This is a genomic window from Scytonema hankhaensis NUACC26 (assembly GCF_045865695.1).
Lineage (GTDB): Bacteria > Cyanobacteriota > Cyanobacteriia > Cyanobacteriales > Nostocaceae > Scytonema.
The window spans coordinates 71,006-84,818 of sequence record NZ_BAACAP010000229.1 but is presented as its reverse complement, the minus strand read 5'-3'; the positions used below and the strand labels follow the sequence as shown (position 1 = coordinate 84,818).

Here is a 13,813-nt window from a genome sequence, read left to right as displayed (position 1 = left end):
TCACTGGTCACTGGTCACTGGTCACTGGTCACTGTTAAGCTTCCATTTAATAAGTTCTCCCAAGCCTTGCTTAGCAGCCCATATGGAGATTGAATTGATTTTTTTCTGTAGCAGAACTTCATTCATCTTGCTTGCAAACTCGCGTCCTAGCAAATGCCATAGTTCTCCTAACTGGGGGACTTTATCGTAATACTTAGCGATCGCATCGCGAGATTGCTGAGTTATATAATAACACTGCTTTTGCTTGGCACACTCTATTTCTACTGCGGTTTCAAAATCTAGTGGGGATTTGCGGGATGCTTGCAAAATACTGGAATCGACGGGACTGATTTTGACAACTCCTTCTAAATAAGCGACAAAATCATTGGCTTTAACTCCGTTAAATTCACTTAGAACAAGACGAATTTTACCCATACCGATTTTTGTCATGTAGCATTCGATAACATGACTGTTGATTAAATACCAGATAATTTCGACTTCTTCAACAATAGGGCTGCGATTAAGTATCCACTCTAAGGCAATGTCTGCATCAAGTAGAACTTGTAGCATCCCTACCTCCTTCGCGATTCATAGTTCGTACTTCTATTTTTACGCCCTCTGTCTTTTGTTCTCTCTCTTCTTGTACTAATTTTGTTTCTGTTCCAAATTCTTTTCGCCAATCTTCAAGGGATTCTAGGGAAGCATTGGGTTCTACTTTAACAACGGAAGGTTCTGTAAAATACTCATAAACCCCTTCATAGGTATTTTCTAGAGTATATAAACCTGAAGTGACTTCTCTTACCTTCAATTTCTGGTTTGGTAACGGTTGAATTCCACTTGGCTCGATCATTTTGTCTCCTACTTTAACGTTCCTGAGAGTATACTCGCTCCTACCATCATAGTTCGATAAATCTGAGTTAGCATACCTTGTGAATTAAGCGCTTCTTCAATTTCAGTAGTGGTATCAAGAGCGAGAATCCCAATTAATTCGTAACTGTCAATTATCTTCTGGAAGTTCGTGGTTTCTAATTGAAGAAACTTTTCAAAATCTTCTTCTGTAATTTCTGTAATAGTTTTCCAATTGAAGAGCGGTACAGTCGCTATTGTTTTTCTATCTTTCGGAATTTTATTGACTTGAGGTTTTGTCATGTTCCATGCGTGAGGTTCTTGTTTTAAGACCCGAACATTGAGTAAAAAAAACTTTCGTTCTCTCCAGGATTCTCCCCAAGTACCTTTGTTATTTATGTCTATCTGCCAATCTACATCTGGATCTTCATCCATATTATATTGGTATGCGATCGCAAACCGATTTTCGTCTTTTGGTAGCATGATATACGAACGGCATTCTCTGAGATTTGTGGTTTCTTCTATATCTCTCACAATTGTTTTGAGAGTCGGTTTAACTAAATAAGGTGGAGCGTGTAAAGCTTGTAATTGCTCGATAGTATTTGTTACTTTTTTCCATTGGGGTAAATTCAATGTTAGAAAGCTAGCCGTTGCACTATAACCTCGATAGAAAAGATTTTCTCTTAATTCCGCATCAATAGAAAAATCAAGAGTTTTAATGTTTGCTGGTATGGGAACGCGGACGTGGTAAACTTTATCTGTAACCGCTCTGAGTAAATCGTCACTTGAATCTATTATAGTCGATAACATATCCGCGCAAAACTGACCCAATTCATATTTAGGTTTTGCGTCAGGAGACTTAGGATATTCTTGACTGTATAAATCAAAAGCAATAACTGGTTTGGAGTTTTTCCTTTGCTCTTGTTTAAAGAGAAACACTGGTAAATTACTACTTAAACCTCCATCTACCAAAATGCGATCGCTTTCTATGACGGGAGTAAACACAAAGGGATAGCTCATAGATGCTCTGACAGCTTTAATCACAGAATAATTTAAAGCTTCCTCTCCTTCTCCTTGAGGATAAACAACAGCTTGGTGACTTTTGATATCTGAAGCTACAATTTTTAGAGGAGAACATCCTATATCTTGGAGATTTTGAAAAGTAATATCTGTTGCGTTTTTAAGTTTTTCCTTTAAAGAGGATTCACTGTTTGCGACTTTCTGACTATTTTGGATCTTCTTTAAAAGAAAATGAGTGAGTTTATTACCATTACAAAAACCAAAATTTTGTCTAATCTCATTAATTAAATCTAAATTTTTTAATAAAACGAAATCTTTAGAAAGACTTTTAGAAAGATTTTGGGGTAGTTGTTTAAAACGCTGTAATTTTCTTTCCGCATCATCTAAAAAGTCATGAAAATTAATTTCCTCCACCATAATCTTTCTAATTTCTTCTGGAGAATAACCCACATTTGCAAGTAAAGCGACGATACTTCCTGCTGATGTTCCGCCGTAACCTATAAATCTTATACCCTGTTCTGCTGCTGCTTTTAAACATCCGACTAATGCAGCACCCTTGACTCCACCACCATCTAAAATAGCGTAAGCTTCCACAGACATGGAAAAGTATCCTCTACACAGCGTTTCTCTTTATCTATTTTGACGCGATCGCTGTTGCTAATGGTGAATTCAGAGATTCAAAAAACTTTAGGCATATAGCAATCCGCGCATCATTCATGAAAAATTTTAATGACTGTAGGTAGGGCATTGCCCACCTACAGTATAAATTGGTGGGCAATACCCTACCTACAATACTTATAGCGATTTTCACTTGAATAAAGTACAGATCGATCTGCGTTTATCCGCTACAGGTTGCGGTTCCATAACTTTTTTATGTATTGCACCCAATTGAAAACTAGAAGCCGTCAGCACAACCTCACCTGATTTGTCCATCTCCCAACTTGTCGCTTCCACTATCTCAGTAGTCTGTCCCAATTCCGAAACTTTCTGGCTCACTCGGTTATTAATCATTCTTGATGATAAATTCTCTGTAGCTTCCCTACTGGATTGCTTCTGAGGGTCAAGGGTAACCCAGCTGACATTGTAAAGTATGTCACAAAACGCTCTTGATAAGCAACAGCTTGTCCTACTTGTTTGCGGCGATCGCTAGTACGCGACGGCCTAAATAAATAGACCGTATTGTGAGAAAATCAAGTAATGCGGTATTACATACACAAGAAATGGATGTAAAGTTTTGTATAGAATTAACATCTTTTTCGTAAAATCAATCTTATTAAACGGAGCAAAGATAGAGCAGATTTTCAAAGCTCTTTTCAGGATTTCTCTAAAAGGTAATTTGTTATGAGTCAATCTGATTCACTCTTAGCTAAGCTCCGTAAGTATTGTTTTGTTATCAATCAATCTGATTCACTCTTGGTTAAGCTCCGCAAGCATTATTTTGTTTCAGTTGTTGCTGGGGCTTTTGGTGGATTTACTTACGCTGCACTAAACTCTCATAGTCTACAAATTTCAGTGATTGGAGCTATCATCGGTGGTCTAAGTTATAGCAGTGCTGAGGTTGTAAGTCTGTTAGGCAATACTTGGTGGCAGAGAGGATTATTGTGGGTAACAACGGTAATTTTTATCAGTAATCTAATTCATCTATTAGTACCATCACTTGATTTTGATTTTTTGTTACGTTCCGTTCCTTTTATTCCTAGTAGTCTACTGTTCTATCTAATGCGAAAGTTCGCTGCTTATAAAAAGCAGAGTGGCTCGCGGTCCTGAAAAGAGAGAACGAATTGCGCTCGCGATCGACAATTTTATTGAGGAGTTGCTTGCTAAGACAAACACTATTAAAATAATTTGTAATTGATATTATCAGACATCTTAAGCATTGGTACTTCATTTACCTGCAAAGTGCTGGGAGAGAATATTTTGTAGGATAGGTGTCCTCGCCCATCCCATATTTAGTGGCGGGCTAGAAACCCGCACCACAAGACAATTAAGCGGACTTACTTATTCAACGTATTGCAGCTAACTGAGGACTATTATTTCCCATCTCGAACAATCCTTCTTGCCGTGAAATGACTGGTATGTAACTAAGTTCGCGTCGGGCTTTAGTATCATTTACCGTGACTTCAGAGCCTATCAGAGACAAAGCTGTTCGGGTGATAGGAGGTAAACTCTTAAGTTTTAACAAAGTCCATACTTTCTCTAAAATCCAAGCCCACGACCAAACTAACCAACGCGGTAAACTATTTGTACCCGGTTCAACTCCTTGAGTCTGTAATAACTCTGTAATAAAGCTTCGGAACTCTACAGGCGCACCATCAGTGATGAAATAAATTTCACCTCCCCTTCCTCTTTCTGACGCCAGAATCAAACCTTCACACAAATTTTTGACATGACAGGTGGAAGTCAAATATCGACCGCCAGAAATCCAAGCAAACTCTTGATTACCGATGGCTCGGATAAACCGCGCTAACAGGGTAGTGTCTCCTTTTCCCCAAACAAAACGCGGACGTACTACGACTGTTGTGAGTTTGTCTGAGTTGGCTGCAATAACTTTTGTTTCTGCTTTTGCTTTTGTTAGTGCGTAAAAACCTAATGGCTTTTTTGGAAGACGTTGAGTTTCATCAGCATTTACGATCGCTTTTCCTGTTATCAGTACCGCATCCGTACTCACGTATACAAGACGCGATACACCTGTTTCTTTTGCAACGGCGATAATTTGTTCTGTTCCACAAACATTAACTTCTTGAAAGTCCTCGAAGTTTCCCCAATCATCTACTTTTGCAGCTAGGTGAAAGACAACTGTACAGCCCGTCATCCCGGACTTTAAAACTTGCCGATCGTTAATATCCCCAAAGATTGGGATAGCTCCGTAAGACTCGATTGTCTCAATTTCAGCCTCCCATTTTACAAGCGATCGCACTTCAATTCCCCGTTGTACGAGAGCCGTTATCAAGTTACGACCCACAAACCCCGATCCACCTGTAACAAAAACACGCATTTATTTATCTCCTTGGGTTGAATACGTGACTGCTGAAGTTAAAAAAAGACATAGTTGAAACGCACAGAACCGAAGCATGATTTCTAATATTTAAAATCACGCATAACATTTCTAAATTTTCTACTAGGCTTTAAGGAAACTTGCAACGGTACTTAAAGCACTAGATCTAAATAAAAAATTTAGTTTCTTCTCACTCAGAGATTTGAATAATACATTATCTCTCTCAAAACACGAGATTGCCCCAATTTTTATTGGAATAATTAGTACCATATATAGTATATATAATTTAAGAAAACTTGACATCTGACTTTAGTCATAATGCTAATCAAGACAAAAGTACTATGACTAGCTAAATTGTTCCTGAGAAACAGAGCCCCATTTTATATAGTGACAGTAACTCAGTGAGCAGTGACCAGTAATCAGTGAGCATTAAGAATGAGCAACGCACTTGATGCAGTTTCGTCCATCTAATTTAGCAGTATATAAAGCTCCATCTACTGCTTGCAATAGCTCATCTTTTGTTTTTCCATGAATGGGAAACACCCCCACTCCACCCGAAACTGTTGCATATATTTCTTTACCTACAAATTCTAACCGCGTTTCTTGAAAGGCTAACCGAATCCGTTCTGCATGACTAAAGGCTTTCTCCAATGTTAGCCCTGGGAAAACTAATACAAACTCCTCACCACCATATCGACATATAATGCCCTGAAAGTCATTATAGTTACGTAGAAGGTTTGTAAATGATTGAATGACAAAATCTCCAGCTTGATGACCAAATGTATCATTAATTCTCTTAAAATAATCAATGTCCAAGATAATTAAAGCAACTGGGGCAGAATTTTGCTCTGCTAGTGATAATTCTTTTGGGAATATCTCATCAAAATAACGCCGATTGAATAAGTTTGTCAGCCCATCCCTGACAGCTTGTTCTCGCATCTTAGTCTGCAACAATTCAATTTCGAGTACTTGGTTTTGCAAGCGATGATTAGCCTGTCGAAGTTCCGATTCAACAAGGTAGCGTTGTGTAATGTCACGCAAAACAATCAGGTGTCCCGTTAACTGTTTGCGATCGCTGTATAATACCGTGATGACTAACTCCACGTAATTTGAAGTTTCTAAATCAATAAACATTTCTGTTTTGAAGCTTTCAGAAGAATAGTAGAGGTTGACCATTTTTTGCCATTCTGGTAAGACTTGAGCAACAGGTTGTCCAATATGCTGATATTTCGTGCCAATCAGACGTTTTGCTGCTGGATTAATGTCAATAATGCGGTTTTTAACATCCAATACCAGCACACCATCACTCATACTTTCAATCAAGATTTCTCTAGCTATAGGAATTAAGTCAAACATTCGGAAGCGAAAAATGCTAACGAACAATAATAGTCCAGTCGCCATAAAGCACATTGGCGTGATATTTAAACCCACAGGAGTGAGGCGTAACATATACAAAGTAGCGCCCAATAGTGGTACGGCTACAGCTGCTAATGTGATTCTAGATTGCTTATAATACATTACCGATCGCGATAAGGATTTTTGAATCAGCAAGACTATTCCTGTAAAGGTGTAGGTATAAACACAGCCCATGACCCAGAAAAAACCTAGATTATGTTCGTAAACCACAACATTAGCTTCGTTGGAAAGTGGCGAAAAACCTGACCAAACTAAACCATGCCATTCATTTGTTGCGACCAAAATTACATTAAAGGTAGGGACAATCCATAGCAATGCAGTATTTCTGGGTGTTAGCCAACGATTTTTGTTAGTGAAATGCATTGCAAATATCAGGAAAAATGTAATTACACTCCCCGAACCGACATACTCCAACTTTGACCAAAATATTTTTTCGCTAAGTGCTGTTGCAAATGCTTCCATCGCTGCTACTGTAGCATATCCTGTAATAGCCAACATCATCGCAATGAAAGGCTTGTTAGCTGAAGAATTTGAACGGCACTGCCAAGTCGCAAAGGCAACAGTAGCTGAGACGACCGCAGTAATACTTAGAAGAACAAAGTAGACATTGTATTGAAAAAGCATATTAGCGTTGTATTAAATGCTTATCTTAACTTTAGAAGAGAAGTTTGAGATAATTATAGTATTCAAATAACTTCTATTTAATTACTATGTAAAATACTAATAAGAACTACAGAGTTTATACTTAAACATTAGCTATTTTTAAGTACAAACATTATGAAATACTGTCACTACATATTGGCTGTAACTTATACCGTTTTTATATGAAGATGCATAAAAAGAACCCCACCGCATACAGCATCTCTGTAATTTTTATGTAAAATTTGTGTGAAATATTGTAAAAACTAAGTGTTTATACTCTCATGCGCTCGCGAATTTCAATGTTTCCTTTATCAAGAGTTGTTATATCTGCCTTAATATCTAAAAAACTCAATATAGCGGTTCTCACTTGAATGAAGTACAGATTTATCTGCGTTGAGGGTGCGTGAAGGGTGCGGTTCCATAACTTTTTGTGTATTGCATCCAACTAAGAACCGCTATACAGCGCTTTGCATCTGAATGAGGTACACCCCCCTTTCATTCCCCCTTGGCAAGGGGGGACAGAGGGGGGTAATTTTTGTACCTCACCAAGTTGAAATCTGCTGTATACAAAATGTTTAATGAGGGGAAGGGAAATTATTCTTGATGGAAGACTAGAAGAAAAAGTTAGGCAAATTTTTCTCTATTTTTTCTTAAACGAGAGTAAATTCCCTCTAGATTTAATTTGAATTCAATACAGTTTTTGTGGAACGGGCGAGACGCCCGTTTTAATTTCAGTTATCGACTATCGATCTAGCCAGCTAAGTAACCCAAGTGAAGTAGCACCTCCTACAAGGTGAGCACCAATGAGATTGACGTTTGCTAAAACTACAAAAAGATCTAGGGAGCGAATGACATTTTCAGGTTTATAAACTGCTATCCCTTGAGGCAAAGCTAGAGATTTCGATAGTACAGCAAAAACGGTCACTTCAGATGCGAAAAAAGCTAACAATATCCCTATCAAACTGATGATTAATCCAGTACTTAATACTTGAATTACATCTTCTTTCCTTGGATGGAGTTCGCGGTTAGGGGATTGTAAAAGTCTGTCTAAATGTCTGTAGCGGTTCACCCAATAGAGCCTGAAACACAGCACTACAATTCCCAGAACACCAAAAAAGACTCCAACCCACATGACCGAATTCGTCGTTGTTTGGACAGTAGAACTACGGCTCAATATTGCTAAGAATAAAGCTAAGCTAGAAACTCCGCCTAGTGCTAACTGTATCCAGAAGCTAATCGGTCTAACTACGTGAAAAGTAGCTGCAAATTTTTGTTTAGTTGGTGCAGGTAGGTATGAATTTAAATTATTTGACATCATTCTTTCCCTCACATTATTTATATTAATTGGTGGGCATTGCCCACCCAAATTTATACTCTTGCTAGTGGTACATTGAGTTGTATTGCTGCATTCTCTTCTTGCTCGTCTTCTAAAGTTACAGGAACTGACTGAACGTGCCAAATATCCCGCGCATACTCGCGAATTGTACGGTCAGAAGAAAAGTATCCGGTGCGAGCTGAGTTGAGAATTGACTTTCTCCACCAAGTATCGCGATCGCGATAAGCTTCATCGACTCGTTGCTGACACTCAATATAGGATTGGTAATCAGCAAACAGCATATAGTCATCCCGGTTTTTTAAAGATTCCACAAGCGGTTTAAACAAATTGCTGTCACCTTTAGAGAAGTAACCCGATGCAATTTGGTCGATCGCTTGTTTGAGTTGGGGATTGCTGTTGTAGTAGTCCCAAGGATGGTAGCCTTGAGCTTTCCTCTGTAAAACTTCTGCTGCATCCAGCCCGAAAAGAAAGAAGTTCTCGTGTCCCACGCGGTCGCGAATTTCAACGTTTGCTCCATCGAGAGTTCCGATTGTCAGTGCGCCATTCATAGCAAATTTCATGTTACTCGTTCCAGAGGCTTCCTTACCTGCTGTTGAAATTTGCTCGGAAAGGTCAGCAGATGGATAAATTCGCTGTGCTACTGACACGTTATAATTCTCTAAAAACACCACCTTGAGGCGATCGCCAATATCTGGATCGTTATTCACTACATTTGCCACTGAATTAATCAGTTGAATGATAAGCTTCGCCATTGCATAGCCAGGAGCAGCCTTACCTGCGAAAATTGCAGTTCGCGGTACAACATCTGCATTTGGGTTCTGCTTAATATAGTTATAAAAAGTAATGACCCTCAGTAAATTCAAATGCTGGCGCTTGTACTCGTGGAGTCGCTTCACCTGGATATCAAACAGGGAATTAGCATCAACATGAATACCAGTTGTTTGCAAAATATATTCGGCTAAATCCTGCTTGTTTTCTTGCTTAATTTGCTCCCAACGATGGCGAAACTCTCCATCTTCCACAAATGCTTCTAACTGCTTGAGTTCTTCTAAATTTTTAATCCAACCCTTGCCAATTTTTTCTGTAATTAGCAGGGCGAGTTTGGGATTAGCAATCAACATCCAACGGCGGGGAGTCACTCCATTGGTTTTATTGCTAAACTTTTCTGGAAACACTTGATAGAAATCTGGGAACAGATTGTTCTTCACCAGTTCCGTGTGCAGTTCTGCTACACCGTTGATTGCATGACTTCCAACACAAGCAAGGTGTGCCATTCTTACCTGTTTTTCTGCACCTTCTTCAATCAGTGACAATCGGGAAAGTTTTCCATCGTCTCCAGGATATTGAGAGCGAACTCGATCTAGAAACCGTTGGTTAATCTCAAAAATAATTTCCAAGTGTCGGGGTAAGAGCCTGCCAAATACACTAATGGCCCAACGTTCTAATGCTTCGGGTAATAAGGTATGATTGGTAAAACCAAAAGATTTTTGTGTAATGTCCCAAGCTTCATCCCATCCTAACTGATGTACATCTATCAGTAGCCGCATCAGTTCGGCAATACCAATAGCAGGATGGGTATCATTGATTTGGATAGCACATTTATTGGGGAATTGGTCAAAATTGTTGTGACTTCGCAAATAAATGCGGATAATATCTTGAAGAGAGCAGGAAACAAAAAAATACTCCTGCATTAAGCGGAGTTCTCTACCTTGATAGTTATTGTCGTTGGGGTAAAGAACTTTGGTAATGTTTTCTGAGTAGACTTTATCAGCAACAGCATTGGCAAAGTCACCACTGTTGAAAATCTGTAAGTTAAAGTCTTCACTTGCTTTGGCACTCCACAAACGCAAAGTATTGACTGTGTTTGTGTTGTAGCCCACCATTGGAATATCATAAGGTGTCCCCAGAATAGTTTTTTGGGGAATCCAACGCACTTGGTAGCGTCCTCGTTCATCAGTGTGTGCTTCCGTGTGTCCGCCAAATTTGACTTCTACAGTGTAATCGGGACGTGGAATTTCCCAAGGATTCCCAAAGCGCAACCAGCGATCCGGTACTTCTACTTGCGTACCATTGCGAATGGTTTGTTGAAAAATGCCATATTCGTAGCGGATACCGTAGCCAATAGCGGGAATTTCTAAAGTTGAGAGAGAATCCAAAAAACAAGCAGCAAGTCTTCCCAAACCACCGTTACCCAATCCCGGTTCGTCTTCCTGTTCGAGCAAATCGTATAAGTCTAAGCCTGCTGACTCCCGCACCACCTGACGGGCTTGCTCGTACATCCCAACATTTGTTAGGTTTTTACTGAGTTGCGGTCCGATGAGATATTCAGCCGATAGGTAGCATACGACTTTGACATCTTTTTGAAAGTAGGTTTGCTCAACAGTTTTCAGCCAACGATGCAGCAAGCGATCGCGAACAGTATAAGATAGCGCCATGAAAAAGTCATGTGCTGTCGCCCAACCTTTGTCTTTTGCTTGGATGTAGTACAGGTTGTCTAAAAAAGCACGTTTGAGCGTTTCAATATCCATTCCAGTGCGATCGTCCTGCACTTGAACGGGAACATGTTCTGTACGACAGATGTGCTTTTTCCAATGAGGAGCGTGTTTGCCATCGTACTTTGTCGAGCCGTTGCCATTACTCATGGTTACAATTCCTAAATGAACGGGGAATTTATTCTCGATCTCACCTAAGTTTAGAAGGAACTATGACTTGAGAACCTCTAGCCAAGGGCGCACCCTCATCCTGCTATAGCTCCTGTTTCTGTTTTGTTGCTCTCTCGAATTTACCTGAATTTACCTGAATTCTCAATGTCCTGAATTTAACTCAATCATTTACATCAAGCGTTCAATATACTAGAAGAGGTTGTTTTAAAAGTCTTGTCATCAGTAGCAAAACATTCAAGATCCCCCTAAATCCCCCTTAAAAAGGGGGACTTCAAGAGTATTCTTCCCCTTAAAAAGGGGGACTTCAAGAGTATTCTTCCCCTTAAAAAGGGGGACTTCAAAAGTATTCTTCCCCCCTTTTTAAGGGGGGCTAGGGGGGCTCAATAAGTACCTAAAATCACAACCAACCACTTTTCAAACATCCTCTAAGAGGTCATTTATAAAGTAAGTTTTAAATCACCAAATGTATTGTGCAGGTTGGGTAGAACAAAGTAATCCCAATCATTCGATGAAATGTTGTATTCGATGTAATGTTGGTTTTTGATTCAATATTGGGTTGAGGAACGAAACCCAACATTTCACAAATTATTATGTGTCAAACCACTTGGGTACAATACATAGAAAAGTTATGGAACCGCAGATGAACGCAGATACACGCAGATGAAGGCATACTTCATTCGGGTGAAAATTGCTGCTATAAAACACTTTTACGAGCGTACACTCGATAAATGAAATGCTGTCTGTACATCTGCTCAACGCCTGTTGACTATCAAAGGTAAAACACTAATATTTCTACGATCGCTTGTGAATCCCAAATCGGGCGATCAACGCCTGTTGGCTATCGAAGGTAAAATATGAACTGCCAATTTTAAAACTCCTAACAACGAGGTCGTGTGCTCAACGCCTATCGGCTATCAAAGGTAAAACACTTACTTGTATAAGAGAGAACACTCAGCCCGACTAGTGCTCAACGCCTGTCGGTTATCAAAGGAAAAACACACATCCCAGTTTCCTCATTAGAAATAGCCCAAGAAAGTGCTCAACGCCTATCGGCTATCAGAGGAAAAACACATAGTTTACTGTCTCCCTCTACGTAGTCCGCGAATTGTGCTCAACGCCTATCGGCTATCAGAGGAAAAACACGCTAAATTTGCAAGTGATCGACCGCCAAACATTGAGTGCTCAACGCCTATCGGCTATCAGAGGAAAAACACCTTTCTCAAATCTAAAATTTCTGGATAAGGAAAATGTGCTCAACGCCTATCGGCTATCAGAGGAAAAACACTCAAACAGCGGGAGCCGTAAAGGTGTGCCGCGATTTGTGCTCAACGCCTATCGGCTATCAGAGGAAAAACACGATTTTTTTGGGTTAGGTGTGCTGTCGAGTACTGAGTGCTCAACGCCTATCGGCTATCAGAGGAAAAACACCTCCCCACGTTTGCTCACCCAACGCAGTTTTGGCTGGTGCTCAACGCCTATCGGCTATCAGAGGAAAAACACTATTAACTTCTCTTTGAATCTCTAAAATCCGTTCAAGAAAGTGCTCAACGCCTATCGGCTATCAGAGGAAAAACACTTTACAATCTTTAGCCTCAAATTTACCTTCTGTGGTGTGCTCAACGCCTATCGGCTATCAGAGGAAAAACACTTATCAATCGAAGGTGAAACTATGCCAGTAAGTCGTGCTCAACGCCTATCGGCTATCAGAGGAAAAACACTAAGGGGGGCAGGGCTGTGAAAACCTTAACCCTAAGGTGCTCAACGCCTATCGGCTATCAGAGGAAAAACACAATCCTCAGTCCGTATCGGGATAATGCAAAGACTCGTGCTCAACGCCTATCGGCTATCAGAGGAAAAACACTCATGGATGCCGTTTATATGGGCATAAACATCGTCGTGCTCAACGCCTATCGGCTATCAGAGGAAAAACACGTCACAGGAATTTCTACAAGCCATTCAGTGCATCTTTGTGCTCAACGCCTATCGGCTATCAGAGGAAAAACACCATAAAAGTTCCCAACGCCATCCAAAAAGATACCATAGTGCTCAACGCCTATCGGCTATCAGAGGAAAAACACATTTACAAGATATCCTAGAGTTCTCTTCCGGTGCTTTAGTGCTCAACGCCTATCGGCTATCAGAGGAAAAACACGTTGATTGCTATGGATGCCCTAATGGAGAAGTAGCGTGCTCAACGCCTATCGGCTATCAGAGGAAAAACACCTGGTGAGCCAGAAAATATCATTACTGATTTGGTTGGTGCTCAACGCCTATCGGCTATCAGAGGAAAAACACCGGGTTTAATAGCTGCATCGAGTTCTTTAACCATGCGTGCTCAACGCCTATCGGCTATCAGAGGAAAAACACATCAAACGCTCTAATATTAATATTTCCTTTTCCATCTTGTGCTCAACGCCTATCGGCTATCAGAGGAAAAACACCTACTTCAATATTCATCGTCTCTAATTTGAAAATTACTTGTGCTCAACGCCTATCGGCTATCAGAGGAAAAACACGGGCAAGTAACTAGTCTCAAGCTGGTAAATCAGTAGACGTGCTCAACGCCTATCGGCTATCAGAGGAAAAACACGGATGAGTTTTTGGTCGGATGAAGCGCGGGTTAAAGGTGCTCAACGCCTATCGGCTATCAGAGGAAAAACACTTTTAGACGCTGTAAACACTGGGGCAAACGCCGCAGTGCTCAACGCCTATCGGCTATCAGAGGAAAAACACTTATTTGAAGGTGAATATGGACTTTGCAAGCAAAATGTGCTCAACGCCTATCGGCTATCAGAGGAAAAACACTCGAAACTTAACTAGTGTGCATCAGCGAGTAAAAGTGCTCAACGCCTATCGGCTATCAGAGGAAAAACACAAATCATTCTGTCTCTTGTGTCCTAGCTCGTTTTTGTGCTC

At 40.2% G+C, this 13,813-nt stretch carries 9 protein-coding genes and 1 CRISPR repeat array (1 of these 10 only partly in view); of the genes, 1 reads left to right on the top strand and 8 read right to left on the bottom strand.

Annotated features, from left to right (window positions below; genetic code table 11):
• Nucleotides 1-21: 21 nt before the first annotated feature.
• The 4 genes from ACKTT2_RS34570 to ACKTT2_RS34555 form a co-directional block, all read right to left on the bottom strand.
• Nucleotides 22-549 (bottom strand): PIN domain-containing protein, encoded by a 528-nt coding sequence (locus ACKTT2_RS34570; protein WP_407895324.1) that lies wholly within the window; start codon nucleotides 547-549, stop codon nucleotides 22-24.
• On the bottom strand, nucleotides 530-829 hold the full coding sequence (locus ACKTT2_RS34565; protein WP_407895322.1) for a hypothetical protein: 300 nt from the start codon (nucleotides 827-829) through the stop codon (nucleotides 530-532). The genes ACKTT2_RS34570 and ACKTT2_RS34565 overlap by 20 nt, the downstream gene beginning before the upstream one ends.
• 8 nt (nucleotides 830-837) lie before the next feature.
• Nucleotides 838-2,445, bottom strand: a complete 1,608-nt coding sequence (locus tag ACKTT2_RS34560; protein ID WP_407895320.1) for a patatin-like phospholipase family protein — start codon at nucleotides 2,443-2,445, stop codon at nucleotides 838-840.
• A gap of 207 nt (nucleotides 2,446-2,652) precedes the next feature.
• Complete coding sequence (locus tag ACKTT2_RS34555; RefSeq protein WP_407895318.1) at nucleotides 2,653-2,856, bottom strand: hypothetical protein; 204 nt, start codon at nucleotides 2,854-2,856, stop codon at nucleotides 2,653-2,655.
• 330 nt (nucleotides 2,857-3,186) lie between these two features.
• Here ACKTT2_RS34555 and ACKTT2_RS34550 point away from each other — a divergent pair, with 330 nt between their 5' ends.
• On the top strand, nucleotides 3,187-3,612 hold the full coding sequence (locus tag ACKTT2_RS34550) for a hypothetical protein (RefSeq protein ID WP_407895316.1): 426 nt from the start codon (nucleotides 3,187-3,189) through the stop codon (nucleotides 3,610-3,612).
• A 235-nt stretch (nucleotides 3,613-3,847) separates the two neighbouring features.
• Here ACKTT2_RS34550 and ACKTT2_RS34545 read toward each other — a convergent pair whose 3' ends face one another.
• From ACKTT2_RS34545 to ACKTT2_RS34530, 4 genes are all read right to left on the bottom strand, one after another.
• Nucleotides 3,848-4,840 (bottom strand): NAD-dependent epimerase/dehydratase family protein, encoded by a 993-nt coding sequence (locus ACKTT2_RS34545; RefSeq protein ID WP_407895314.1) that lies wholly within the window; start codon nucleotides 4,838-4,840, stop codon nucleotides 3,848-3,850.
• 429 nt (nucleotides 4,841-5,269) lie between these two features.
• A complete protein-coding gene (locus tag ACKTT2_RS34540; RefSeq protein WP_407895312.1) occupies nucleotides 5,270-6,880 on the bottom strand; it encodes a histidine kinase N-terminal 7TM domain-containing diguanylate cyclase in 1,611 nt (536 codons plus the stop codon).
• Between the two features lie 760 nt (nucleotides 6,881-7,640).
• A complete protein-coding gene (locus ACKTT2_RS34535) occupies nucleotides 7,641-8,213 on the bottom strand; it encodes a DUF3611 family protein (protein ID WP_407895361.1) in 573 nt (190 codons plus the stop codon).
• Between the two features lie 53 nt (nucleotides 8,214-8,266).
• Nucleotides 8,267-10,876 (bottom strand): glycogen/starch/alpha-glucan phosphorylase, encoded by a 2,610-nt coding sequence (locus tag ACKTT2_RS34530; protein WP_407895310.1) that lies wholly within the window; start codon nucleotides 10,874-10,876, stop codon nucleotides 8,267-8,269.
• A 914-nt stretch (nucleotides 10,877-11,790) separates the two neighbouring features.
• Nucleotides 11,791-13,813: direct repeats of the CRISPR family, unit length 36 nt; unit sequence GTGCTCAACGCCTATCGGCTATCAGAGGAAAAACAC; it runs 102 nt beyond the window's last position.

Bases quoted from the DNA above. Each gene is read 5' to 3' on its own strand.
- ACKTT2_RS34570 (WP_407895324.1), bottom strand. From the start codon at position 549: ATGCTACAAGTTCTACTTGATGCAGACATTGCCTTAGAGTGGATACTT.
- ACKTT2_RS34565 (WP_407895322.1), bottom strand. From the start codon at position 829: ATGATCGAGCCAAGTGGAATTCAACCGTTACCAAACCAGAAATTGAAG.
- ACKTT2_RS34560 (WP_407895320.1), bottom strand. From the start codon at position 2,445: ATGTCTGTGGAAGCTTACGCTATTTTAGATGGTGGTGGAGTCAAGGGT.
- ACKTT2_RS34555 (WP_407895318.1), bottom strand. From the start codon at position 2,856: ATGATTAATAACCGAGTGAGCCAGAAAGTTTCGGAATTGGGACAGACT.
- ACKTT2_RS34550 (WP_407895316.1), top strand. From the start codon at position 3,187: ATGAGTCAATCTGATTCACTCTTAGCTAAGCTCCGTAAGTATTGTTTT.
- ACKTT2_RS34545 (WP_407895314.1), bottom strand. From the start codon at position 4,840: ATGCGTGTTTTTGTTACAGGTGGATCGGGGTTTGTGGGTCGTAACTTG.
- ACKTT2_RS34540 (WP_407895312.1), bottom strand. From the start codon at position 6,880: ATGCTTTTTCAATACAATGTCTACTTTGTTCTTCTAAGTATTACTGCG.
- ACKTT2_RS34535 (WP_407895361.1), bottom strand. From the start codon at position 8,213: ATGTCAAATAATTTAAATTCATACCTACCTGCACCAACTAAACAAAAA.
- ACKTT2_RS34530 (WP_407895310.1), bottom strand. From the start codon at position 10,876: ATGAGTAATGGCAACGGCTCGACAAAGTACGATGGCAAACACGCTCCT.